Source organism: Pontixanthobacter sp., from assembly GCF_049682855.1.
Taxonomy (GTDB): Bacteria; Pseudomonadota; Alphaproteobacteria; order Sphingomonadales; family Sphingomonadaceae; genus Pontixanthobacter.
Window position 1 is genome coordinate 42,900 of sequence record NZ_JBAUIK010000014.1, and the last position, 23,278, is coordinate 66,177.

Here is a 23,278-nt window from a genome sequence, read left to right on the forward strand (position 1 = left end):
TATGGGCACTTTCAGCTCTCCCCGGCAGAGCGCGGCGTATCGAGCCACCGAGCCAAATGCCGCGCAATCGCATGAAACGGCTGTGCCGCATCACTGTCACCGCCCGCCAGTGGATCGCCGGCATCGCTCGACCGGCGAATATCAAGCGCCAGCGGTATCCGGCCCAGAAACGGAATATCGGTCGCATCCGAGGCCGCTTCCACGCCGCCAGTCCCAAAGGGATTGCTGACCTCTCCGCAGCTTGGACAGGCATAGCCCGACATATTCTCGACCAGTCCAATGATCGGCACGTTACCCGATTCGAACAGATTGGCCGCTCGCTGCGCATCGATCAGAGCAAGGTCCTGCGGGGTCGAGACGATGACAGCGCCCGCCGGTTTGAACTTGGACAGCATGGTCAATTGCACATCGCCCGTGCCCGGCGGCAAATCGATCAGCAGCAATTCTGCATCGCCCCACCGGGCATCGACCAGTTGCGCCATCGCATTTCCGGCCATTGGCCCGCGCCAGGCCAGCGCCTGCCCCGCCTCCACCAGATGCCCCATCGACAGGACCGGGATATTGTGGCGGCTGGGCACTGGGACCAGTTTCTCGCCATCCGCGTCCGGCTTGATGCCCTTATTATCAAACAGGGTCGGCTGCGAGGGGCCGTAGACATCGGCATCCACCACCCCGATTTTCTTCCCCAAACGCTGTAATGCAACCGCCAGATTTGCGGTCAGGGTGGACTTGCCCACTCCGCCTTTGCCTGATCCGATGGCGATTATCAAAGGCGCAGCCGCTTTATCCGCCATCATCGCCACACGGACTTCCGCAACGCCCTCTGCCTCACCCAGAATGTCTTTAATGGCGGATTCGATACCGGCACGCCGGTCCGCCGCGAACCCGGATGCATCAATCACGAGCGAGACGCGGCCCTGTTTCACGGTGACCGATTGTACCCGCTGCGCAATGGCGTCTGGCAGCCGTGCTGTGAGTGCATGTTCGTCCATCCTGGCGCGTCCTAATTCGTGCGTCTGCAAACCGCAACGCCCAAGACAGCGGACAAAATACCCGCGCGCACCGGTTTTTCCCAAACACCCTCTGTTTTTCCAGCGCCGCGCACCTATACAGTAAGAATGAGAAAATTTGGCGATTTTACGAAGAATATCGGACTGGCAATGGCTGGCAAGAGCCCCTGGGGCAATAATGGCGGCGGAAATGGTGGAGATGTCGGGAATGACGCCAGCGGTTCCGGGGGTGGTTCTGGGCGCGGTTCTGGCGGCGGTTCCGGCATTGGCGGGAAATCGGGCGGGAAATCGGGCGGGAAGTCTGGTGGCCCGCGCAATCCCTGGCTTCCAGGCGGTAGCTCCAACGGCGGATCAGGCGGTGAAGAGCCGCGCCGCTCGGCCAATATAGAGGATATTTTCAAGAAACGCGGGCCAGAAGGACCTCGCAAGGGCGGCGGCGGGCCGCGTGGTCCCAATTTCCAGATGCCGCAGCGCCCTGGCGGCAAAAGCTGGTGGCCGATTGTCATCGCCGTGGTTGTGGTCGCCTGGCTGGCGCTGAGCATGTCGCACCGCGTCCAGCCGAAAGAGCAAGGCGTGGTAACGTTTTTCGGCAGCTATTCACGGACCCTTCCGCCGGGTTTCCATTTCACTTTACCCTCGCCATTCGAGCGGGTCGATATCGAGAATGTCAGCGAAGTTCGCGCCGTGCGTATCCCGAATGGGGAGGAGCAGAAACTGATTCTTACCGGTGACCAGAACCTGGTCGATCTGTCCTATCTGATCCGGTGGAACATCAAGGATTTGGCACAATATAAATTTCAGCTGGCCGATCCGAGCGTGACGGTTGAAGAAGTGGCCGAAGCCGCGATGCGCGAAATGGTCGCGCGTAAAACCCTGGACGAGACATTCTCTGGTCAGGGGCGTGCCGAAATCGAGCAGCAAGTCCGCGCGCGGATGCAGAATATCCTTGATGGATATCGTGCAGGTGTGGCGGTTCAGGGTGTCGAAATCGACAAGACCGACCCGCCCGGCGAAGTGGTGGAGGCGTTTAAGGACGTATCCGCGGCCGAACAGGATGCCGATGCCGCTCGCAACCGGTCACGCGCAGCCGCGCAGCAAATTCTTGCCCGCGCAGAGGGCGAAACCGAAGCGTTTGACAAAGTCTACGAGGAATACCGCCTTGCTCCGCGCGTGACTCGCCAGCGTCTCTATTACGAGACGATGGAGCGGGTACTGAGCCAGACTGATAAGACCATTGTCGAGGCGCAGGGCGTCACCCCCTATCTGCCGCTGCCGGAAATCCGCCGCCGCGCTCAGACACCGCCGCCGGGGGCGCCGCCGCCAGCGGGCAATATCGCCACCCCCACTGCATCCGCAGGAGGCCAATAATCATGGAAAATATCTGGGACACATATAAGACCGCAATCATTGCCGCTGGCGTGGTTCTGATTGCTGCGTTCTCGACTTTGTTCGTTGTTCAGGAACAAGAGCAGGTTGTCGTGGTGCGCGCGGGTAAGCCTATTGAAACGGTCAACCGGTTCAAGCCCGATATGCCGTTTGGCGAGACCGGTGCCGGTATCTGGTGGCGCATTCCCGTGCTCGACACGCTGGTTCGCGTCGACAAGCGTATTCTTGATCTTGACATGACTGACCAACAGGTTCTGTCAAGCGATCAGCAACGTCTGTTGGTCAACGCCTATGCCCGTTTCCGGATTATCGATCCGGTGCGGATGGTGGAACGGGCCGGTTCAACAGAGGGCGTCCGTACACAGCTGGAACCGATTTTGAACTCGGTCCTGCGTCAGGAGCTTGGCCGCCGGACATTTGCCGAAATGCTCACTGCCGAACGCGGCAATGCGATGACGCAGATTACACAGAATCTGGACGCCCAGGCGCGCGAATATGGTGCGCAAGTGCTCGATGTGCGGATCAAGCGGACCGATCTGCCCGAAGGTACACCGCTGCAATCAGCCTTCACGCGGATGGAAACCGACCGTCAACGCGAAGCGGCGACGATCCGTGCCCAGGGCCAACGTGATGCACGGATTATCCGCGCAGAAGCCGATGCGACCGCCGCGCGCAATTATGCGGAAAGCTTTGGCAAGGACCCCGATTTCTACGATTTTTACCGGGCCATGCAGAGCTATGACGCGACCTTTGCCAGCGAAGCAGAAGGCGAAAGCAGCATTATCCTGTCACCCGACAATGAGTATCTGCAGCAATTCCGTGGCGGGGGGCGGTAACCCCGTATCGGACAGAATATAATACACGTAAACAGGCCCGTTTTTGCGGCGCATGAGACGGCGAAAATAGACGATCGTTCAAACGCCATTCAGGGCCAGTACCCTGTAGTCAATATGGGGCCAAAGGCGCATAATACGCGCACAATTGAAGAGGAATAGAAGGACGTGAAGCCTGTGCGATATGCTTATGGATTGACCTCCGCGCTGCTGATTGGCGGCGCTGCTGTTACAATGATTGGCGGCTTCCCCGCCGGTGCCCAAGTGGCGGTGAACGAAGGGATCGAAATGCAGCGCGCCGTGCCGCGCGCAGGCGCTCCGGAAAGTTTCGCCGATCTGACCGAACAGCTTCAGCCTGCGGTGGTCAATATCTCCACCCGCCAGCGGATCGAAGTGCAACGCGGAAATTCGATCGCTGAACTGTTCGGCCTGCGCCGTCCGGGCCAAGATGGCAATCAGCCGCAAACGCGCGAAGCGCAGTCACTGGGATCGGGTTTTATCATTTCGGCGGACGGCTTCGTCGTCACCAATAACCATGTGGTCAGCCCCAACGGGCGTGGCACTGTGGAAGAGATCACTGTCACCATGCCTGACGGTAAGGAATATGATGCCGAGCTGGTCGGCGCCGATGCCGCCTCTGACCTGGCGGTCCTGAAAATCAATCGCGCACAGGCGTTTCCGTTCGTGAAGTTTGGCGATTCCGATCAGGCCCGCGTGGGTGACTGGGTTATCGCCATTGGCAACCCGTTTGGCCTTGGCGGAACGGTGACATCGGGCATCGTATCTGCGGTATCGCGCAATACCGGTTCGGGCGCATATGACCGGTATATCCAGACCGATGCCAGCATCAATCGCGGCAATTCGGGCGGGCCGATGTTTGATATGCAGGGCAATGTAATCGGCATCAACAACGCCATTTTCTCCCCATCGGGCGGCAGCGTCGGTATCGGTTTCGCAATTCCGGCCGAAGTGGCCAAGCCCATCGTGGCGCAATTGCGCGAGGGGCAGAGCATCGAACGCGGGTTCCTGGGCGTGAGCATTCAACCGGTTGATGAGGACCTGGCCGATTCGCTTGGGCTGGAAAAGAATGTCGGTGAATTCGTGCAGGCCGTGTCCCCTGACGCGGCGGCTGACAAGGCCGGCATTCGTGCCGGTGACATCGTTGTGGAAGTGAACAACAAGAAAGTCACGTCGGAACAGACGTTATCTTTCCTCGTCGCCAATATCACGCCGGGCACGACCATCCCGATTGAACTTTACCGCGAAGGCAAACGCCGCACGGTACAGGCCACCATCGAGAAACGCCCAAGCGAAGAGGAAATGCGCGCATCGCAGATGTTCGCCGATCCCGATGACGAGACGCCGATGCCCGACAGTATCGATAGCGGCGAAGTGGAAACTTCGCTGGGTCTGCAAGTGGTTCCCCTCACCCCGACGATCAATCGCCAATTGGGTGCCGCAGCCGATACCGATGGTCTTGCCATCGCGGCTGTCGACCCAAACTCCGACGCTGCCCGCAAGGGACTGCGCCGCGCGGACATTATCCTGTCAGCCAATTACAAGCGGGTGAACAGTGTCGCCGGTCTGGAAGCGATTGTGGCGCAAGCGAAAACGGAAAACCGGGAGGCTGTACTTCTGCAGGTACAAAGACGCGGCACTCCTGCGCGCTATGTCGCGATCCGCCTGAGGTAATATCGGCCGAAATCTGGCGGCCCGGGCGCCGCACAAGAAACGCAAATGCCCTTCGGCAGCGCCCCCGGCAGCGCCCTCCGAGGGCAGCCCCCCCGGCAGCTATTGCCGGAGGGGCTGTGTTTTTTCCAGTGAGCGGACAGTCTAACGCACAGTCATATTCCAGCGATCCTTGCACACCCAATCATAGGAAGACTGGGTCGATCCGACTGCATTGTAACTGACATCGCCCGTGGCATCATAGGTGTAATATTTGTAACTGCTATTGCCCCTGATGCCGAATGCGCCGCAATCCCGGCTGCCGCTATTTCTGTCATGACAGACCTTGGTATAGATTCTCTGATCGCAGCTGTTGCTGTATGTGACCGTAATCTTGCCGTCATTCCACTTATGATCGGTCTGCTGCAGACATTTGGTGTTGCGCGGCGTTTTGGCATCCCAGCACCCATCCTTATCGACAGACGGGCGGTAGCTGGCCGAGGCCGATGATGATGCGACCAGCACAGCCGCCATTAGAGTAAACCGGATAGACATATGTTCTCCTCATTGTGATCCTGTTTTGCGATCACCAGGCGAGTAGAACGTGAATGTTGCCCGCGCCGTGATGCAGGTCACACGGGGCGAGCGCGCAGCGCCCCCTACGCTATTGCGCGGGCGGCGCAGCGGACTGGCCGCGCGATGGCGGCTGGCCAGGCGTGGCTCTGGGTTGCGGCGGCGGAGCGGAGGGCCGGTCTGCGGGGCCGATTGCGCGTTCAAGGAAATCATCGCTGACAGCCTGGGGCGCGCCGGTAGCGGGCGTTTGCGGGCGTGGGCCGGCACGCTGCGCGGCGTTGTTGGACCCGCTTTCTCCATCGATAGGAAATGCGGGATCGCGCGGCGCACCGCCGGCCCCATCCGGCCGCCCCGGTTCGATCAGATTGCCCTGCTCATCAATGTAATAATATTCTTCCGGATCGCCAAAATAGAACTCGTCATCGGGTTCCAATTGCCATTCGGGCAGTTGCAGCTCGGTATCAAATTCCTCCACCGGCCTGTCTTTGACCGCATAGCGCATATAGGCCGCAAAAGCGCGCGCCGGTGCGCGGCCGCCCTGCAATCCGGCAACCTGTTTCGCATCATCGCGGCCCATCCATACACCGGTGGTAATCCCGCTCGAAAACCCAATGAACCACCCGTCCTTGTTGGACGATGTCGTACCGGTTTTGCCCGCCACCGGGCGCCCGATCTGCGCCGCTTTGCCGGTACCGGTATTAACCGCCGTTTGCAGCAGATCGGTCATTCCGGCCGCAACATAATCGGGCACCAGACGCGATCCGCGCGCTGATCTATGCTCATACAAGGTCTCACCCCCGGCCGTAGTCACTTTGACAATGCCATAAGGTTCGACCGACATGCCGCCAGCCGATACGCCGGCAAAGGCGCGGGTCATATCGATTACGCGCGTTTCCGAACTGCCCAGCACCATAGCGGGGAAGGTGGAAATCTCGCTCGTAATGCCAAACCGCCGTGCCATGCTGGCCACGGTGCCGAAACCGACTTCATTGCCCAATTGGGCCGCGACCGTATTTTTGGAATAGGCAAAGGCGGTGCGGACATCCATCGCGCCCGAATAGTTGCCGCCGGAATTGCGCGGGCTCCACCCGTCAATTGTCACCGGCGCGTCGACCACGCGCGAATCGGGTTTGTAATTCGCCTCCAGCGCGGCAAGATAGACGAATAATTTCCACGCCGACCCCGGCTGCCGCATCGCATCGGTGGCGCGGTTGTAATTGGTCGTGACATAATCCGTGCCCCCAATCATGGCCAGGATCGCGCCGTCACGGTCGAGACTGACCAGAGCCCCTTGTGCGCCCTCGGGCGTATTCGACTTGATCGAGGCGGCCGCGGCGCGCTGCATCCCTACGTCGAGAGTGGTCCACACCTCGATCGGTTCGAATGTCTGCGGCAGCAAGATATCCAACTGCGGCAAAGCCCAATCGGTGAAGTACCGTACCGAATTCTGCCCACGTTCCTCCTTCAGTTTTACAGTGGAGGGATCGACCGTGATATTCGGCGAAATCCGTCCCTGTTCCTTCATCAGGCGCAGCACCACCCGCGCGCGGTCCACTGCCGCCTGGACATCGGCGGTTGGCGAATAATTGGACGGCGCCTTGACCAGTCCGGCGATAATGGCGGCTTCGGCTGTGCTGAGCTGCGTTGCAGGATGGCTGAAGAATTTGCGGCTGGCGCTATCGATCCCGTAGGCACCGCCGCCAAAATAGACTTTGTTGAGATAAAGCTCGAGGATCTGGTCTTTCGAAAATTTGCTTTCCAGCGCCATAGCCAGCACGGCCTCGCGCAATTTCCGGTCCATCGTGCGGTTCGAATTGAGAAAAACGTTCCGCGCCAATTGCTGCGTGATCGTTGAGGTTCCGGCGATACGCCCGCTGTCGGATATCGCGACATAGACTGCCCGCGCCAGGCCGATCGGGTCCACTCCGAAATGGCTGTGATAGCGGCGATCTTCGACCGCAATCATCGCCTCTTTCATGACGCCGGGAATCTCGTCGCTGTCGAGCCATTCACCGAAGCTGGGGCCAAGCTCGACAATCTCGCTGCCATCGCGCGCGCGCACAATGATCGTTTGTGCGGTCTGTGTCGCGCGAAGCTCTGCATATGTAGGCAGGGACTGGGCGGCGAACGCCACTGCCAGACCCACAAAAATTACCGCCAGCACCAAAATCGCCAGGCCGGTGAAAAACAGGCGGCGAAACCACAACCGCCAGCCGCTGCGGGGTGGCCGGGCCGGTTTTGCGCTGCTGCGCGCTGTCCGCTTGCTGCCGCGTTTCTCCATCAGTTCACTTCACCCCGCCCGTTATGCACTGCACATACCGTCCAGTGAACCCCTGCCTAAACCAGTTGTAACCCCGCGTGAACGGGGAAATTGCAGGTGGCACGCTGCGATAGCGGCGCTTGGCAAAGATCAGCTTAATCGTCGCTTTCAAAATCCAGCGAGGCGCTGTTGATGCAATAGCGCAGACCGCCTGCCTCGGCCGGGCCGTCGGGGAATACATGCCCCAAATGTCCATCGCAATTGCTGCAGGTCACTTCGGTGCGGACCATGCCGAAGCTTTCATCACGGTGCTCGGCCACCGCGTCGCCTTCAGCCGGTTTGGTAAAGGCAGGCCAGCCGCAGCCGCTATTATATTTGGCATCGGAGGCAAACAGCTTTGCCCCGCAACCACCGCAGAAATACTCGCCTTCTTGATAATGCTTGTCATACTTGCCGGTAAACGCGCGTTCGGTCCCTTTTTCCCGCAATATGTGAAATTGCTCGGGCGACAGTTTTTCGCGCCATTCGGCATCCGTGATCGACTTGGGATCAGACATGTTGCTCTCCATTGTCCGGCTAACAGTTGGACAGCGGATATAGGGACTACCCGTCCACATCGCTATAGTGGCTGGGCGGCTGGATCACTTCCATCCGCTCGCTCAGCAATGGGCGAAAACTGGGGCGGCTTTTGAAAATGGAATACCAGCCGCGCGTCTGATCGTGCCCGGTCCAGTCAATTCCGCCAAGATAATCGGCCACGCTGATCTGCGCTGCGGCTGCCAAATCCGCCAGGCTCATCCGCGATCCTGCCAGCCACGGCCGGTTATCGATCAGGAAATCCATATAGTCGAGATGCCCATGCGCCATTTTCATGGCCGTGCGCAGCCGCTGGGAATCGGGCGGTTGGCGGGTAACCAGCCGCTTCATCATCCGTTCTTGCAGCAACGGGCTGGTGACATCGCCAAAGAAATTTTCGTCAAACAAGGCCACCAGTCGGCGAATTTCCGCGCGCCCGGCGACCGTGCCATTGATCATCGGTGCCTGTTCAATCGTCTCTTCGAAATATTCACAAATCGCGCGGCTATCGCACAAGGTTATTTTCTTATCCGGATCATGCAGCACCGGGGTGCGTCCTGCGGGGTTCAAATGGCCGAATTCCTCGGAATCGTCCCACGGGTTTTCACGCCATAATTCGTACGGCACGCCCTTCTCGCTCAGCAGCAAGCGGACTTTCCGGCTAAACGGACACAGGGGAAACTGATATATTCGCCACATATCACGCCCTATTGAACCAAGCGGATTGCCGCGTCCATATAATGCGGCATGAAACCTGCCGAATTATATGCCGGATGCCTCCAGCAAGAGGAGGCATGACGGCATGATTGGTGTGATCATGCCCTGTTCCGATAGATTGAGCGCCTCGGATTGGATCAATGCGCTGATCCGGGTCCGGTCCATGCCGGTATCATCCATCAGCCGCGCGGAACTGCGCACGAAAAATTCGCGCCCGCGCTCTGCCAGGGCCGGATATTCAAGCGCCTGCGGATTGCCCTTCGCCTGTCTGTCGGCAATGATCGCAAATGCCGCCGAACAGCGCAGGCTGGTGCGCTGTTCCAGCGTCAGCGCGGTCGCATCCGGCGTGCGTGCTGAAACCGGCAGAGCGAATTGGGCGGCGTGCAGCGTGATGCAGCATGCGGCAAGAGACAGCGTTTTCATCCAGCCGCCCTAAAGCGGCCAAGCTGAATATTCACTGGCCCGATCGGTTTTGCGTTTTGTGTGCTTCCCGGTTGACGCGGGTCAATACAGTCTTGAATAGAAACCGGACAACACAGGAGAACCCTACCCTTGAAGACCAGAGCCGCCATTGCCGTTGAGCCCAAGAGACCGCTCGAAATTGTCGAGCTTGATCTGGAGGGGCCGAAAGACGGCGAAGTGCTGGTTGAAATAATGGCAACGGGAATTTGCCATACCGATGCCTATACGCTGGACGGGCTCGATTCAGAAGGCGTGTTTCCCGCCGTGCTGGGCCATGAGGGCGCCGGGATCATCCGCGAAGTGGGCGCGGGCGTTACCTCGGTCAAACCGGACGATCACGTGATCCCGCTCTACACCCCCGAATGCCGCCAGTGCAAAATGTGCCTGAGCGGCAAGACCAATCTGTGCAGCGCGATCCGCACGACGCAGGGCAAAGGGCTGATGCCCGACGGAACCAGCCGTTTTTCCTACAAAGGCGAGACGATGTACCATTATATGGGGTGCTCGACCTTTTCCAACTTTACCGTTCTGCCCGAAATCGCGGTTGCCAAAATTCGCAAGGATGCACCTTTCAAGACCAGCTGCTACATCGGCTGCGGGGTCACCACAGGGGTTGGCGCGGTGGTCAACACGGCCGATGTGCGCCCCGGTGACAGCGTGGCGGTGTTCGGCCTTGGCGGGATCGGTCTCAATGTCCTCCAGGGCGCCAAAATGGCCGGTGCGGGCCGGATCGTCGGTGTCGATATCAACCCCGACCGCGCAGAATGGGGCCGCAGATTTGGGATGACGGACTTCGTCAATCCGAATGATGTTGGCGATGTCGTGGAGACATTGGTCAATATGCTCGATGGCGGGGCGGATTACACCTTCGACTGCACTGGCAATACCGATGTCATGCGCCAGGCGCTGGAAAGCTGCCACAAGGGCTGGGGCACCTCCATCATCATCGGCGTGGCAGAGGCCGGCAAGACCATTGAGACACGCCCGTTCCAGCTGGTCACCGGCCGTAACTGGCGCGGCACTGCCTTTGGCGGGGCGAAGGGCCGGACCGATGTGCCCAGGATCGTCGATTGGTACATGAACGGCAAGATCCAGATTGACCCGATGATCACCCACACGCTTACGCTGGATGACATCAATAAGGGCTTTGACCTGATGCATGCGGGCGAAAGCATCCGCAGCGTGGTGATATATTGAACACGCAAATAAGGAGAGAATAATGCTGAACCATATCATGATCGGCTCTGCCGATATCGAAAAATCGAAGAGCTTTTACAACGCCGTGCTGGGCGTTCTGGGCGCGGGCGACCCAATGGCGCATGTCAATGATACCGGCCAGACCCGGCTGTTTTACAGCCATGATGGCTCGACATTCTCGGTCAGCGAGCCGATTAACGGCAAGCCGGTGACCCCGTCCAACGGCAGCACGATAGGGTTTGTCTGCAATTCGCCCGAGCAGGTCCAGCAATTGCACGATGTCGCGGTGGCCAATGGCGGCACGGCAATCGAAGACCCGCCTGGCCTGCGCGATGGCAGCATGGGGCCGATGTATCTGTGTTATTTCACCGATCCCGACGGCCACAAAATCTGCGGCATCCACCGCCCCTCTTAATCGCGTAAAACCCCGTAAGGAGAATATTCTATGTTTAGCCATGTAATGGTCGGCGCGGATGATATCGACGCCGCCAAGAAATTCTATGATGCCTGCTTCATCGCATTGGGCGGCCGCGAGGGATCGGTCGATCCCAAGGGGCGGGTGATGTATATCAAGGATAGCAGCATCTTCATCGTGACCAAACCGATTGACGGCAACCCGGCATGCCACGCCAATGGCGGGACGATCGGCTTTGCGGTCGATAGCCCGGAAATGGCCGAAGCATGGCACGCGGCGGGCCTCGCCAATGGCGGCACGGCGATCGAAGACCCGCCCGGCATCCGCGAAGGCGGCGGCATGCAAATGCACCTCGCCTATCTGCGCGATCCGGCGGGCAATAAAGTCTGCACCATGATGCGGATGGGGTGATCTGCAGCCGATCCTCCCCGTTTTCCTATGAGCGTGTCGAAGAGGCAAATGGGAAGAATCAAACCCGCATAAACGGACTGTGATGTTATGGCTTTGAAAACCATCAGCGAGAACCGTGCCTTCGGCGGAGTGCAAGGGGTTTACGCCCATGCCTCCACCGAAACCGGTACCGAGATGACATTCTCGGTCTATGTACCCCCGCATGCACAGGGCGCGAAGCTACCGGTGCTATGGTACCTGTCTGGCCTCACCTGCACCCATGCCAATGTCACCGACAAGGGCGAATACCGCGCCGTCTGCGCCGAGCATGGCGTGATTTTCATCGCGCCGGACACCAGCCCGCGCGGTCAGGATCTGGGCGGCGATGACGTGCCCGATGATGCAGCGTATGATTTCGGCCAGGGCGCGGGCTTCTATGTCGATGCGGTGCAGGAACCCTGGGCCAAAAACTTCCGCATGCGCAGCTATATAGAACGCGAATTGCCCGCGCTCATCGCCGAGCATTTCCCCGCCGCCGATATGGCGCGCCAAGGCATCACCGGCCACAGCATGGGCGGCCACGGCGCGCTGACGACCGCATTGCGCAATCCCGGCCGCTTCCAAAGCGTCAGCGCCTTTGCCCCCATCACCAGCCCAATGCATTGCCCGTGGGGCGAGAAGGCGCTCGGCGGCTATCTCGGCGATGATCGGGCGGCATGGCGCGACTATGATGCCTGCGCCCTGATAGAGGATGGCGCGGCTTTACCCGACCTGCTGATCGACCAAGGCACCGCCGACCAGTTCCTGAAAGACCAGCTCAAAACCGGATTATTGGCCCTCGCCTGCAAAAAAGCAGCCATCCCCGCACAGATTAGAATGCAGGAGGGGTATGACCATTCCTATTACTTCATTGCGACCTTTATGGCCGATCATGTGCAGTGGCATGCGGAGCGGTTGGGGTAAAGATTAGCCGACGGCTGGGAACGAGCCTAGTGCGGGCATTGGGATACTGCATCATTCCTTTGGCCGAGTCGTTGAGAAGTCACCTCGAACACATTCAATGACTCTATCTTGCGATACTAACACTCGACCTCACTTTTGTGTTTTTAGCATATGAAGGCAGGCGTTAATTGTGTTCAGATAATAATAGAACATCCAGCTCAGCCAAATTGCTCTGTTATAGCTTACCTTCTGCTTCTGGTTCATATGCCGAATGCCGAAGTTATTCGCGATATTGAACAGGTCTCGCTCATCCTCCGGCAAGAGTTCAACCTTTATTTGCGGTCGAATGAATTCAAGCACGTCGACAAGGTCGCGAACCGCATCGTGGCGGTCTGTGAGACTGCTACCATGTCGCCGAAACTTCATCGTTGCATCAGCGACCTTTTCTTGGATCATTGGATCGGCAGTTGGCAGCGGAGCCTTGACTAATGTTGCCATCCCTTGCGGTGGCAGACTCAGAAGCTCACCAACGAAGGCCAACTCCCACCCAAGGCCGTAGCGCTTGAGAGGGAGATTGAGCCGCTCTCTAAACTCTTTGCGCCCCTCTTCTCGGTCAAAGTTTGAGTAGTGATACCCGCAGTTATCCCAACTATGGTACTCTCGGCTTAAGGGTTTGCTAATGTGATCATACAGGAACTCAATGAGGGTGAAAATGTCATCCTCATCGTACTCCTTGTAGTGGTCCTTCATCGGCCAAAGCTTGCCCCGTTCGAGCAATAATCTAATGTAAGCGTCGGCGTTGCTGCCTACGTAGCCAGGCTCAAAACCGGCATCAACGCATTCGAAGCCAAATGCCTCAACGAAATAGCCGCTATGATCGTAGTGCTCGTACGCACTAAACAGCAACTCGCGCATATCATCGAGCGACAATCCCGCAGAAGATGAACCATATTTTCGCGCGGCGTAATACTGACGGGGTTTAATTACTTCGTTCATCTGATCAATTTAGCGGAACCTATGCTATTACGATAGGCAGCAAAACCGCCGTCTGTGAGTTAATGATCCAGCAAAACGCCGGGCGAAATGTGATGTTAAAAGGCAGATGTCAGCTTTCCACTCCAATTCCGGACATCCGAGATCAAACTCCTGATCATAAAAGCGGCCAGTCCGCTATTTCTCATAAACACAAATCTATTTTCCTACTTCAATCCTCCACGATAGAGCGTAGGCGCTCTTTCAAATTGTTGATGTATGCTGCCATCACTTTTCGTCATTCCCGCGTAGGCGGGAATCTAGAGTGCTTGGCACTATACTGTTCTGGGTCCCCGCTTTTGCGGGGAGGACGAAAAATGGGGAATGAATGATGGATTAGTGGATGGTATATTGATGGACAGGTCAAGCAAGTACCCGCGATAGGCCCCGGCCCCTCCCCTGTATGTCTATATATTCGACATACACATAAGCCTATGATATAGTGCGATAAAAATACGGTCGCCATAATTGACACAGTGTCAATTGTGTCAAGCAAGTGTCAAGCGCCAGCCCCGCGCATGTTACCCGCGCCCGACCTCAAACAGGGCATATTCGGCGCGCCAATTTGCGCCGCTTTCGCCAATTTCACGCTCATTGGTGAAGAACCAACGGTTGGAAATGGCGATGCCCAGATCATCGGCGAGCACTTCAAAATCTTTCACCGTCACATGGTGGATGTTCTGCGTTTCATACCATGTTACCGGCAAGTGGCGGGTGACCGGCATTTGGCCTTTGCGCATCAAGGCCCAGCGCATCCGCCAATAGGCGAAATTGGGGAAGCTGACAAAAGCGCGGCGGCCCACGCGCAGCAGTTCCTGCATCATCCGGTCTGGCCGCGCGGCGGTTTGCAGGGTCTGGCTGAGGATCGCGTAGTCAAATGCGCCATCGGGATAGAAGGTCAGATCGTGGTCGGCATCGCCCTGTACAACCGACAGCCCGCGCGCGACGCAGCGTTCCACACAGGCGCCGTCAATCTCGATCCCGCGCGCATCAACCTGCTTCTGATCGCGCAAGGCCGCCATCAGAACGCCGTCCCCGCAGCCGACATCCAGCGCGCGGCTGCCGGGTTCGATCTGGCCGAATATGACCGCCAGATCCGGGCGTAGAATATCCTGTCCGGTCGCGCTCATTCGAGGAACCCCGTCACCACGCGGTCCAGCTCTGGCACGTTGAGCAGGAAGCTGTCATGACCATACGGCGCGCTGAGTTCAACAAAGCTGACCGGCGCGCCCGCCGCATTAAGAGCGTGGACGATATGGCGGCTTTCGGCTGTGGGATAGAGCCAGTCGCTGTCAAAACTCACCAGGCAAAAGCGTGCCGGTGTGCCCTTAAATGCGTTGGCGAGCAGAGTTTCTTCGCCATCGCCAGAATGTTCCTCCGCCAGATCGAAATAATCCATCGCCCGGGTGATATAGAGATAGGAATTGGCATCGAAGCGCCGGGTAAACCCGCTGCCCTGATAGCGCAGATAGGATTCGACCTGAAAATCCGCGTCAAAGCCGAAGCTTTTTGATGTGCGGTCCTGCAAACGGCGCCCGAATTTCTCGGTCAGGCCTTCTTCGGAAAGATAGGTAATATGCGCCGCCATGCGCGCCACGGCGAGGCCCGCATCGGGCGTTTTGCCGCTGGCGTAATATGCGCCCTGGGCCCAGTTCGGATCGGCCATGATCGCCTGGCGGCCAACCTCGTGGAAGGCGATATTCTGCGCGGAATGGCGCGCGGTGGTGGCAATGGCGAGCACCCGCGCGGCACGATCGGGCCAGTTTGCAGCAAGGCTCAACGCCTGCATCCCGCCCATGCTGCCGCCCACCACCGCATGCAACTGTTCGATGCCCAGATGATCGAGCAGTCCCACCAATCCGCGCACCATATCGCGGATGGTGATAACCGGAAAGCGCATGGCATAGGGCGCGCCATCTGGCCCCTGTGCCGCCGGTCCGGTTGACCCCATACAGCTGCCGATCACATTGGCGCAGATCACGTGATAGCGGTTTGTATCAATCGGCAGTCCGGGGCCGACCATCCGCTCCCACCAGCCAGCTTTGCCCGTAACCGGATGCGCGCTCGCGGCGAACTGATCGCCGGTCAGGGCATGACACAGCAGAACCGCGTTGCTTTTATCCGCCGCCAATGCGCCATAGGTTGCAAACGCAATCTGCACATTTTCAAGCGCATCACCGCTATCCAGCGCAAGCGGGTCAGACAGGGTCAAAGATTGAGTTTTCAACTGCACAGGCGATCGGTAACTTTGCAAGGGGCAATGCCGGGTGAGGCCCAGCATATACCGGTTGGACAATTCCCCTTACCCACACGGTACCCGCTTGTCGAAGGGCTGCATTTTCTTTTTTGCCTCATTGGCGGCATAGACTACAGGCAGCATCAATGAGCAACCATACCCCTCAACCAAAACCCTGGATCAATGCCATCCATGCCTATGTGCCGGGCAAGGCGCATAGCGATGACGGGCGCGCGCTGGTCAAGCTTTCCGCCAATGAAAATCCGCTTGGGTGCAGCCCGGCTGCGATTTCCGCCTTTGCCGATGCACACGCGCCGGCGGCCTATCCCGATCCGGATTCGGCGCAGTTACGGGCGGCTTTGGGCGTGCTACATGATATTGATCCGGCGCGGATCGTGTGCGGAACGGGGTCCGACGAACTGCTCAATCTGGCCGCACAGGCCTATGCCGGACCGGGCGATGAAGTGCTGTTTTCACGCTTCAGCTTTTCGGTTTACGAGATCGCGGCCCGGCGCGTCGGCGCTGCACCGGTGATCGCACCCGATTGCAATCATGGTATGGATGTCGATGCGATGATCGCGGCGGTTACGGATAAAACACGCGTCGTATTCATCGCCAATCCCAACAATCCAACCGGCACCTATTTGCCCGCAAATGACATAGCGCGGCTGCATGCCGCGCTGCCCGGCAATACACTGCTGGTGCTTGATCAGGCCTACGCCGAATATCTGGCGGCTGACGAGGATGATGGCGGAATGGCTTTGGCAGCAAACAGCCAGAATGTTTTGGTGACGCGGACATTTTCCAAGATTTACGGCCTGGCGGGGGAACGCATTGGCTGGGCCACTGGTGACCGTGATCTGATTGCCTCGCTGAACCGGATACGCGGGCCGTTTAATGTGACCAGTCACGGGCAGGCTGCGGCACTGGCAGCGGTCGGTGACCAGGGTTTTGTCACCGCTTCGCGCAACCATAATACGGCACAGCTAGCCCGCTTCACCGAATGTATCGAGGCGCTGGGCAATTACGGTCTGCGGTCTATACCCAGTAAGGCCAACTTTCTGCTGGTGCTGTTTGAAGGGGCCATCAGCGCAAAGCAGGCCCATCAGGCGCTGGCGGAGGGCGGCTATGCCACGCGCTGGCTGCCTGGACAGGGGCTGCCGCAGGGCCTGCGTATAACGATCGGGACGGCGCAGCAAATGGACGATGTGATGGCGATTTTGCGCACTCTGCTGGGGGATGGATAATGGCCGTCCAATCGGTCGCGATTATTGGGCTCGGTTTGCTGGGCGGGTCGATAGGCCTGGCGATTGCGAAACATTGCAGTGACATTACAACAACCGGATATGATGCCGATCCTGCCGCGTGTGAGGCAGCACGGACACGCGGCCTGGCCGATGTGATTTGCGATAATGCGGCAGACGCTGTCGCGGCGGCTGACCTGGTTATTCTGTGCGTGCCGGTTGGTGCGATGGCCTGTGCCGCCGATGCCATCCGTGATGCGCTGCCCGCAGGCGCAATTGTCAGCGATGTTGGTTCCTCCAAACAATCCGTGGCCGACACCTTGCGCGCCGCTTTGCCCGGTGCGGTGGTCATACCGGCGCACCCGGTTGCAGGCACCGAACAAAGCGGGCCGGACGCCGGTTTTGCCGAATTGTTTGAAGGGCGCTGGTGCATTCTTACCCCGCCCGAAAATACCGCTGACGAGCATATCCAAACCCTGTGTGCGTTTTGGGAAAGTCTGGGTTCGACGACAGAGATCATGGACGCGCAGCATCACGATCTGGTGCTGGCCGTCACCAGCCATATTCCGCATCTGATCGCCTACACCATTGTTGGTACGGCATCTGATCTGGAAGAGGTGACCCGCAGCGAAGTGATCAAATATTCGGCAGGGGGGTTTCGCGACTTTACCCGGATTGCGGCATCCGATCCGACCATGTGGCGCGATGTTTTTCTCAATAACAAAGACGCCGTACTGGAAATGCTGGGCCGCTTTACCGAGGATCTGACCGCTCTGCAGCGCGCCATCCGGCGCAGTGATGGCGATGCCCTGCACGAACTGTTCACGCGTACCCGCGCCATCCGCCGCTCGATTATCGAGCAAGGGCAGGATCGGTAAACCCTGCGCTATGCGGGCGGATGGTCGTTCAGCGAATTGATCGCATCCAGCACGCGCGCTTCCATTTCAGCGCGGGCAAGCCCAGCCGGAATGGTTGTTCCAAACCGGTATGTGATGATCCCGGCACGTTTGAGGCGGCGATGATAGAGCGGCCCGCTATTCACCGCGACCGGTACCACCGGCAAACCGATCAGCTTGTACAGACCGGCAAATCCAGCGCGCAAACGGCCCCGCTGGCCATGCGGCATCCGGGTACCCTCCGGAAAAATCACCAGCGAGCGGCCCGCCGCAGACAGGCCGCCCGCCGCCCTGACCATTGCCCGCAGCGCCTTGGCCCCCTCACTCCGGTCCACCGGGACGCAGCCATAAATTTTTGCGGCCCACCCCCAGAACGGGATGTAAAACAGTTCCCGCTTGGCGAACGGGGCGGGCCAGTCAATCAGCGCAGGCGCGTCAATGGCTTCGAAGAAACTCTCATGTCTGATCGCATAGAATACCGGTCCGTCAACCGGCGCGCCCTGTGTACGGATTTCAATCCCGACAAAAACACGCAGGCACCAGCGGTGAAAATGACACCAGGAACGCGTCAGCGCGCGCAGCATTGGCGGGCTGAAATACATCACCATAACCGACGGGATGATGAACAGCGGGCTGCCAATATAGAAAACCAGATAGAACAGAAGGTTGCGAATGATCAGCATAGCGGGTCACTCGCGCCAGATATTGGCCACACGGCTGGCAATATATTTGTGATATTCAAGAAACAATATCCGCAAGGATGGCTCTGATTCCACCGCATCCCCAATGATAGTCACGCCGGCCGGGATACTGTGCTCAAGCTCGTTTCGGGCACGGCGCATATGCCAATCCGTGGTGACCAGCCGCAGGTCCGTAATTCCCCGGTCTTCGATCCATTCTGCGGTTTCCGCTGCGTTTCCCCTGGTATCGACCGCCTTGTAACCCAGCGTAATGCAGCACTGCATAAGCTCCATCGACACGCCAAACTGTGCGGCAAATTCTGCCGGCCTAACTTCGCGGTCGACCCCGGTCACCAGCATTTCGCGCGCGTCACCATTGGCCAGCACTTCAAGACCGTGCTCGATCCGCCCGGCCGCACCCGTGGGGACGATAACCGCCTGGCTGATCCCGCCATCATAGGGCCGGGGCAAAGCAATGGTGAACCACGCAAATCCAATGAACCATAGGATCGCAATCGCTGCAAAAAAACGGCGCATCACAGCATCCGTCTCAGCGCGCCCATGACGGTCACACGCGCCGTCAGCATTGCAATGGCAACACCGGCGAGCGGGATCAAAGCGATGAGCACCCAGTCAAACCAGCGCAGACCGCCGCCAGCGATCATGCCGGACCCCAACTCCACGAATTGCTGCCCCAGCACCAGAATGGCCACAAGCCCCAAACCCAGGCCAACCGCACCCCCCAAAATCGCGTCAAACCCGACGGAGCGTTCAAATATCCGTGCGATCTGCACGTCTGTGCCGCCCAGCAGATGGACGATTTCTATCGTATCATGATTGGCACCCAGCGCCGTACGCGCAGCAAGCCACACTGCTGCGGCACTTGTCAGCCCCAATAACAGCACCAGCGCAGCCGCGAGCCATTGGAGCGATGATAGTGCGGAAAAAACCGGGCCAAGCCAGCTCGATTGCGCATCCAGCCTCGCCGCCGGGGCGGCGCTGGCCAAAATGCCGCGCAATGTCGCCAGATTATCCTCCGTCACATTCTCGCGCAGCCGCACATCGATCAGGGCCGGGACCGGCACCGCTTCATTATTGTTCGCGCCAACCCCAAGCCACGGTTCAAGCAGTGCATTCAGTTCCTCATCAGATACCCGCTCCACCGATGCGACTATTGGATGGGGTTCCAGCACGTTCAGCGCAATATCTGCTTGCCGGGCTCGCTCCGCAGCAGAGGCCTCGACAATCTGGACGGTCGCCCCGCCAGCCAGTTCTGCGCGGGCGTTGGCGGCGACATTACTCATCGCCAAACCGCCAGCGGCAGCGATCACGGTCAGAGCAACCATAATCGCGATGACCCACGGCATGGGTCCAGCCAGCCGTGCATGCGGCACCAATTGCGCGGCCTGCTCTCCGCCAAACGGAATGAGCCCGCGGACGGTTTTGCTACCCAAGGCCGGAGGCTGTTTCACAGGTCAGGCTCCAGCGTGCCGTCTTGCGGTCTTTGTGCCGGGCGGCGCGGCGGATAACGCAATGCGCCGGTCGGGTCTGACAGGCGCCCTTTATCCAGCCGCATAATCAGTGATGCCGGTACCTTTTTGAGCAGATGCACATCATGCGTCGCCACCACCACAGTCGTGCCGAGACGGTTGAGTGCCTCAAACAGACGCAGCAATTTCAGCGCCATGTCCGGATCTACATTACCGGTCGGCTCATCCGCCACCAGCATATCGGGACGGCCGATCACGGCCCTCGCAATCGCCACGCGTTGCTGCTCGCCGCCAGATAATGTGGCGGGATGCGCCTCCGCGCGGTGCGACAGGCCGACCCATTCCAGCATATCGATCACGGGCCGTTGCAAATCGGCCTCCCGCACGCCTGATACGCGCAGCGGCAGGGCAATATTGTCGAACGCAGACAGATGCGGAACGAGGCGAAAATCCTGAAACACCACCCCCAGCCTCCGCCGGTAGGATGGCAGCCGGTTGCGCGGCAGAGTGATGACGTCGGTGCCGAACATCCGGATGGCCCCGCGGGAGGGGCGCTGCGCCAGATATAGCAATTTGAGCAGTGATGTTTTGCCCGCGCCGCTCGCGCCGGTCAGGAAATAGAAGCTGCCTGGAAACAGCGTGAAGGAAATATTGCTTAGAACTTCCCGGTCCGTCCCGTAACGCAGCCCGACATTGTCGAAAATTACCCCTTCATTCTGGTCACCGGTCATGATGTGGGTCCAATTTCGGTCGAAAGAGTGATACGGCGCGGCATATTGGCAGCCCTATAGCGGGCCTTCGATGTGGAAAAAAGGTGTGCTGTCACCACTACGCAGTCGGACAAGCCTTGTTGCGATTCGCACACAGTCCTAAGAGCGATGTGTAATGATCCTTACCTGCCCAGCCTGTTCGACGCGATATGTCGTGCCCGATACCGCGATCAGCGCCGAAGGCCGGACTGTGCGCTGCGCCAAATGCCGCCATAGCTGGCACCAGGACGGGGCCGAACTGGACCTCGCCGATTTTGAACCGACCCCGGCTGAGCAGACCGCCACTGGCCGCGCCCCTTCCGGCCAGCAGCCAGCAAAGCCGGTAGGGGCGCAGCCCGCAAGCGATCCTGCCTTTGTCGCACCCTCGGACAGCGAGCCGCACCCCTCGGCGGAGGCACGTCCCGGCTTCAGCGAGGACCATGCCGCCCCTCCTACACGCAGAGCCCCCCCGCCCGCCGCACAGAGGCGATCAGACAACAGCGTTCCGGCAACCGATGGGCCCGCGGTGCCCCCTCCGCCATCTGCCTCGCCCACTGTCGTATCGGTCGAAAATGACGATGGCGGCTTTGACTCTCATGATGATCAGGCATCGCAATTTGACCCTCAGCCGCCCTTTCGCCCGCGCCGCAATCCGCTCAAGATCTGGACCGCTGCGGGCGTGATATTCGCTTTGTTTGCCGCAGGGACGGTGGCTGCGGTGAGTTATTACGGCCTGCCTGAATGGGTTCCTGTCAGCCGCCCAACCTTTGCTGTGGCGCAGCCCGATCTGGTATTGGACTTCCCCGCCGATCAGCAAGACCGCCGCACACTTCCCGATGGTTCGGAATTTTTCAGCGCGAGCGGCACGATTACCAATGTTGGCCGAACCGAATTGAGCGTACCGTCGATTTTGATCCTGATGCGCGATGAACGTGACCGCGTGGTCTATAGCTGGGTCGTGGTGCCGCCAGCCGCGAGCCTCGCCCCGGGTGCGAGTACCACGATTAACGAAGTCGCAACCGATGTGCCAAAATCAGCCAAGTTCGCTGAAATCGGATGGAAGCCAAGCTAGGGTCAGGAAAGTGATCCGCGCGCCCACACCGCGCTTGCGGAGTACACCCCGCTTTGCTAGTGGCGCGCTCCTACCAAGCGGGGCGGCGATCGCCGCCTCAGCAGACTGTGTGCGGTCGTGGCGGAACTGGTAGACGCGCAACGTTGAGGTCGTTGTGGGCTAACGCCCGTGGAAGTTCGAGTCTTCTCGACCGCACCAACTCCGGTCAAAGATCGGCACCGCCGACGGTCGTCCATGCGGACAGCCACGATGCAGCGCGGCCGCACGAGAAATGGGGACACGCCGCGCCTCGTGCGTAGCTATTGCTGGCGGGGCTTGCGAAACCTCGGCATATGCATGGTGAGGATATGTCAGAGGGTTTGATCGATCCCGGTGCGTTCACTCGTCAATATGCTTTTTCCCAACGCAACTGGCACAATTCCGATGAACATATGCGTTCAGTTAGGTCGGACCGGTACAAGCTCATCACGAACGCCTATCTTGATCTCCCACATGGAACGGCAGCAGATATCGGCAAAGGAATCGCTTTCCAAGAACTGCTTCAGGCCAAGTCACGCGGCACCTTGAGCCGTGTCCAGCAATTGCTCTTCACTGCACCGCGCGAGGCGCTTGAATTGTACGACCTTGAAGCCGATCCGGCAGAGCTTATCAATCTGGCCAATACTGCAGAATATGAGAGAATCCGCGATCATTTGCTGGAAGTGCTGGAGAAATGGCGTGCCGACACTTCCGATCATCCCCCGGAGGCCCGGCGGAGGGCGGACAATGTAAACCGTTTTACCGGACTAAAAGACGAAAACGCCCCTCGCCTCCCGCAGCTTAAGGTCAGCGGCGATTGAACGGGCGAGCGCCCCACCGCGCAATTTGCCGAAGTGTCACATAGGTCGCATAAAACGTCACAGGACCGAAACTGTATCAGCAATAGATTTCGCTGCTATCAACCAATGTGCGCACATGTGATCAGGCCTTGATGTATACGGCCCCGACAGAACGTGCGCCGAATGCACCGGTCCAAATATCTACTGGATAGACGGTCAGCAACACGCGAAATCACTTCCCAAACAATGGGACGAAACCAAGATCGGCCTGTATCTTTCCGCCAAATCGGGCCCGATAACCCGCCCACCCCGTGTACGGGATTTGTACGGATAATTGCCCCATTTTCCCGCATGGTCCTGCAAAGTTCTGCATCGAACACGACACGCCAATCCGCCGCCGCGAAAAAAGCCAATATTTCAAAGGAAGTAATGGAGCGGGCGAGGCGATTCGAACGCCCGACCCCAACCTTGGCAAAATGTCTGAGCAGCTTAGCCGTGTCTACGCCAGATAACGCCAAAGGCCGATATCATGCTGTAATGTAGTAATCTTTCCGGACAAAAACTACGCCAGAGCCATCCGTCATTACGCTAGATTTTCTCTTCGCTCGCTTACAATGTGCTTACATTGCCAA

General features: G+C 58.8%; 24 protein-coding genes and 1 tRNA gene. 12 read left to right on the plus strand and 13 right to left on the minus strand.

Going from position 1 to position 23,278, the window contains the following annotated elements; all coding sequences use genetic code 11:
• Positions 1 to 11: 11 nt before the first annotated feature.
• Positions 12 to 992, minus strand: a complete 981-nt coding sequence (locus tag WA922_RS09570; protein WP_424771479.1) for an Mrp/NBP35 family ATP-binding protein — start codon at positions 990 to 992, stop codon at positions 12 to 14.
• A gap of 126 nt (positions 993 to 1,118) precedes the next feature.
• Between WA922_RS09570 and hflK the strand changes: the two genes are divergently transcribed.
• From hflK to WA922_RS09585, 3 genes are all read left to right on the plus strand, one after another.
• Complete coding sequence (gene hflK, locus WA922_RS09575; protein WP_424771480.1) at positions 1,119 to 2,378, plus strand: protease modulator HflK; 1,260 nt, start codon at positions 1,119 to 1,121, stop codon at positions 2,376 to 2,378.
• Positions 2,379 to 2,380: 2 nt separating this feature from the next.
• Positions 2,381 to 3,232, plus strand: coding sequence for a protease modulator HflC (gene hflC / locus WA922_RS09580; protein ID WP_424771481.1), 852 nt, complete (start codon positions 2,381 to 2,383; stop codon positions 3,230 to 3,232).
• 174 nt (positions 3,233 to 3,406) lie between these two features.
• Positions 3,407 to 4,921, plus strand: coding sequence for a Do family serine endopeptidase (locus WA922_RS09585; RefSeq protein WP_424771482.1), 1,515 nt, complete (start codon positions 3,407 to 3,409; stop codon positions 4,919 to 4,921).
• Between the two features lie 141 nt (positions 4,922 to 5,062).
• On the opposite strand, the gene WA922_RS09590 is transcribed toward WA922_RS09585, so the two are convergent.
• The 5 genes from WA922_RS09590 to WA922_RS09610 all read right to left on the minus strand — a co-directional run bounded on the left by WA922_RS09590 (position 5,063) and on the right by WA922_RS09610 (position 9,446).
• Positions 5,063 to 5,452 carry a hypothetical protein gene (locus tag WA922_RS09590; protein WP_424771483.1) on the minus strand — a complete coding sequence of 130 codons (390 nt, stop codon included), beginning with the start codon at positions 5,450 to 5,452 and terminating at the stop codon, positions 5,063 to 5,065.
• A gap of 109 nt (positions 5,453 to 5,561) precedes the next feature.
• A complete protein-coding gene (locus WA922_RS09595) occupies positions 5,562 to 7,751 on the minus strand; it encodes a PBP1A family penicillin-binding protein (protein WP_424771484.1) in 2,190 nt (729 codons plus the stop codon).
• 134 nt (positions 7,752 to 7,885) lie between these two features.
• Entirely contained in the window at positions 7,886 to 8,287 is a 402-nt protein-coding gene (msrB, locus tag WA922_RS09600; RefSeq protein WP_424771485.1) for a peptide-methionine (R)-S-oxide reductase MsrB, read from the minus strand.
• 46 nt (positions 8,288 to 8,333) lie between these two features.
• The gene (locus tag WA922_RS09605) at positions 8,334 to 9,005 is read right to left on the minus strand and encodes a glutathione S-transferase family protein (RefSeq protein WP_424771486.1); all 672 of its coding nucleotides are present in this window, start codon (positions 9,003 to 9,005) and stop codon (positions 8,334 to 8,336) included.
• 63 nt (positions 9,006 to 9,068) lie between these two features.
• Entirely contained in the window at positions 9,069 to 9,446 is a 378-nt protein-coding gene (locus WA922_RS09610; protein WP_424771487.1) for a hypothetical protein, read from the minus strand.
• Between the two features lie 129 nt (positions 9,447 to 9,575).
• On the opposite strand from WA922_RS09610, the gene WA922_RS09615 reads away from it, so the two are divergent.
• The 4 genes from WA922_RS09615 to fghA all read left to right on the plus strand — a co-directional run bounded on the left by WA922_RS09615 (position 9,576) and on the right by fghA (position 12,450).
• Entirely contained in the window at positions 9,576 to 10,682 is a 1,107-nt protein-coding gene (locus tag WA922_RS09615; protein WP_424771488.1) for an S-(hydroxymethyl)glutathione dehydrogenase/class III alcohol dehydrogenase, read from the plus strand.
• Between the two features lie 22 nt (positions 10,683 to 10,704).
• A complete protein-coding gene (locus tag WA922_RS09620; RefSeq protein WP_424771489.1) occupies positions 10,705 to 11,097 on the plus strand; it encodes a VOC family protein in 393 nt (130 codons plus the stop codon).
• Between the two features lie 30 nt (positions 11,098 to 11,127).
• A complete protein-coding gene (locus WA922_RS09625; protein ID WP_424771490.1) occupies positions 11,128 to 11,508 on the plus strand; it encodes a VOC family protein in 381 nt (126 codons plus the stop codon).
• Between the two features lie 87 nt (positions 11,509 to 11,595).
• Entirely contained in the window at positions 11,596 to 12,450 is an 855-nt protein-coding gene (gene fghA, locus WA922_RS09630; protein WP_424771491.1) for an S-formylglutathione hydrolase, read from the plus strand.
• A 129-nt stretch (positions 12,451 to 12,579) separates the two neighbouring features.
• Here fghA and WA922_RS09635 read toward each other — a convergent pair whose 3' ends face one another.
• From WA922_RS09635 to metX, 3 genes are all read right to left on the minus strand, one after another.
• Positions 12,580 to 13,425 carry a hypothetical protein gene (locus WA922_RS09635; RefSeq protein WP_424771492.1) on the minus strand — a complete coding sequence of 282 codons (846 nt, stop codon included), beginning with the start codon at positions 13,423 to 13,425 and terminating at the stop codon, positions 12,580 to 12,582.
• A gap of 557 nt (positions 13,426 to 13,982) precedes the next feature.
• Positions 13,983 to 14,591 (minus strand): methionine biosynthesis protein MetW, encoded by a 609-nt coding sequence (gene metW / locus WA922_RS09640; protein WP_424771493.1) that lies wholly within the window; start codon positions 14,589 to 14,591, stop codon positions 13,983 to 13,985.
• Positions 14,588 to 15,694, minus strand: coding sequence for a homoserine O-acetyltransferase MetX (gene metX, locus WA922_RS09645; RefSeq protein WP_424771494.1), 1,107 nt, complete (start codon positions 15,692 to 15,694; stop codon positions 14,588 to 14,590). Before metX ends, metW begins: the two co-directional genes overlap by 4 nt.
• 149 nt (positions 15,695 to 15,843) lie before the next feature.
• Here metX and WA922_RS09650 point away from each other — a divergent pair, with 149 nt between their 5' ends.
• Together WA922_RS09650 and WA922_RS09655 are read left to right on the plus strand one after the other, a co-directional pair.
• Positions 15,844 to 16,944, plus strand: a complete 1,101-nt coding sequence (locus tag WA922_RS09650; protein WP_424771495.1) for a pyridoxal phosphate-dependent aminotransferase — start codon at positions 15,844 to 15,846, stop codon at positions 16,942 to 16,944.
• On the plus strand, positions 16,944 to 17,819 hold the full coding sequence (locus tag WA922_RS09655) for a prephenate/arogenate dehydrogenase family protein (RefSeq protein WP_424771496.1): 876 nt from the start codon (positions 16,944 to 16,946) through the stop codon (positions 17,817 to 17,819). The genes WA922_RS09650 and WA922_RS09655 overlap by 1 nt, the downstream gene beginning before the upstream one ends.
• 8 nt (positions 17,820 to 17,827) lie before the next feature.
• Here the strand turns inward: WA922_RS09655 and WA922_RS09660 are convergent, their stop codons facing one another.
• The 4 genes from WA922_RS09660 to ftsE are packed head-to-tail and all read right to left on the minus strand — an operon-like array spanning position 17,828 to position 20,738.
• Positions 17,828 to 18,520, minus strand: coding sequence for a lysophospholipid acyltransferase family protein (locus WA922_RS09660; RefSeq protein WP_424771497.1), 693 nt, complete (start codon positions 18,518 to 18,520; stop codon positions 17,828 to 17,830).
• A 6-nt stretch (positions 18,521 to 18,526) separates the two neighbouring features.
• On the minus strand, positions 18,527 to 19,057 hold the full coding sequence (locus tag WA922_RS09665; RefSeq protein WP_424771498.1) for a YdcF family protein: 531 nt from the start codon (positions 19,055 to 19,057) through the stop codon (positions 18,527 to 18,529).
• Entirely contained in the window at positions 19,054 to 19,989 is a 936-nt protein-coding gene (locus WA922_RS09670) for a cell division protein FtsX (protein WP_424771499.1), read from the minus strand. The genes WA922_RS09665 and WA922_RS09670 overlap by 4 nt, the downstream gene beginning before the upstream one ends.
• Entirely contained in the window at positions 19,986 to 20,738 is a 753-nt protein-coding gene (gene ftsE, locus WA922_RS09675) for a cell division ATP-binding protein FtsE (RefSeq protein WP_424771500.1), read from the minus strand. The genes WA922_RS09670 and ftsE overlap by 4 nt, the downstream gene beginning before the upstream one ends.
• Before the next feature lie 154 nt (positions 20,739 to 20,892).
• Here ftsE and WA922_RS09680 point away from each other — a divergent pair, with 154 nt between their 5' ends.
• The 3 genes from WA922_RS09680 to WA922_RS09690 all read left to right on the plus strand — a co-directional run bounded on the left by WA922_RS09680 (position 20,893) and on the right by WA922_RS09690 (position 22,667).
• On the plus strand, positions 20,893 to 21,828 hold the full coding sequence (locus WA922_RS09680; protein ID WP_424771501.1) for a zinc-ribbon domain-containing protein: 936 nt from the start codon (positions 20,893 to 20,895) through the stop codon (positions 21,826 to 21,828).
• Between the two features lie 111 nt (positions 21,829 to 21,939).
• Positions 21,940 to 22,026, plus strand: a tRNA-Leu gene (locus tag WA922_RS09685).
• A 161-nt stretch (positions 22,027 to 22,187) separates the two neighbouring features.
• Entirely contained in the window at positions 22,188 to 22,667 is a 480-nt protein-coding gene (locus WA922_RS09690) for a hypothetical protein (protein WP_424771502.1), read from the plus strand.
• The last annotated feature ends 611 nt before the right edge of the window (positions 22,668 to 23,278 follow it).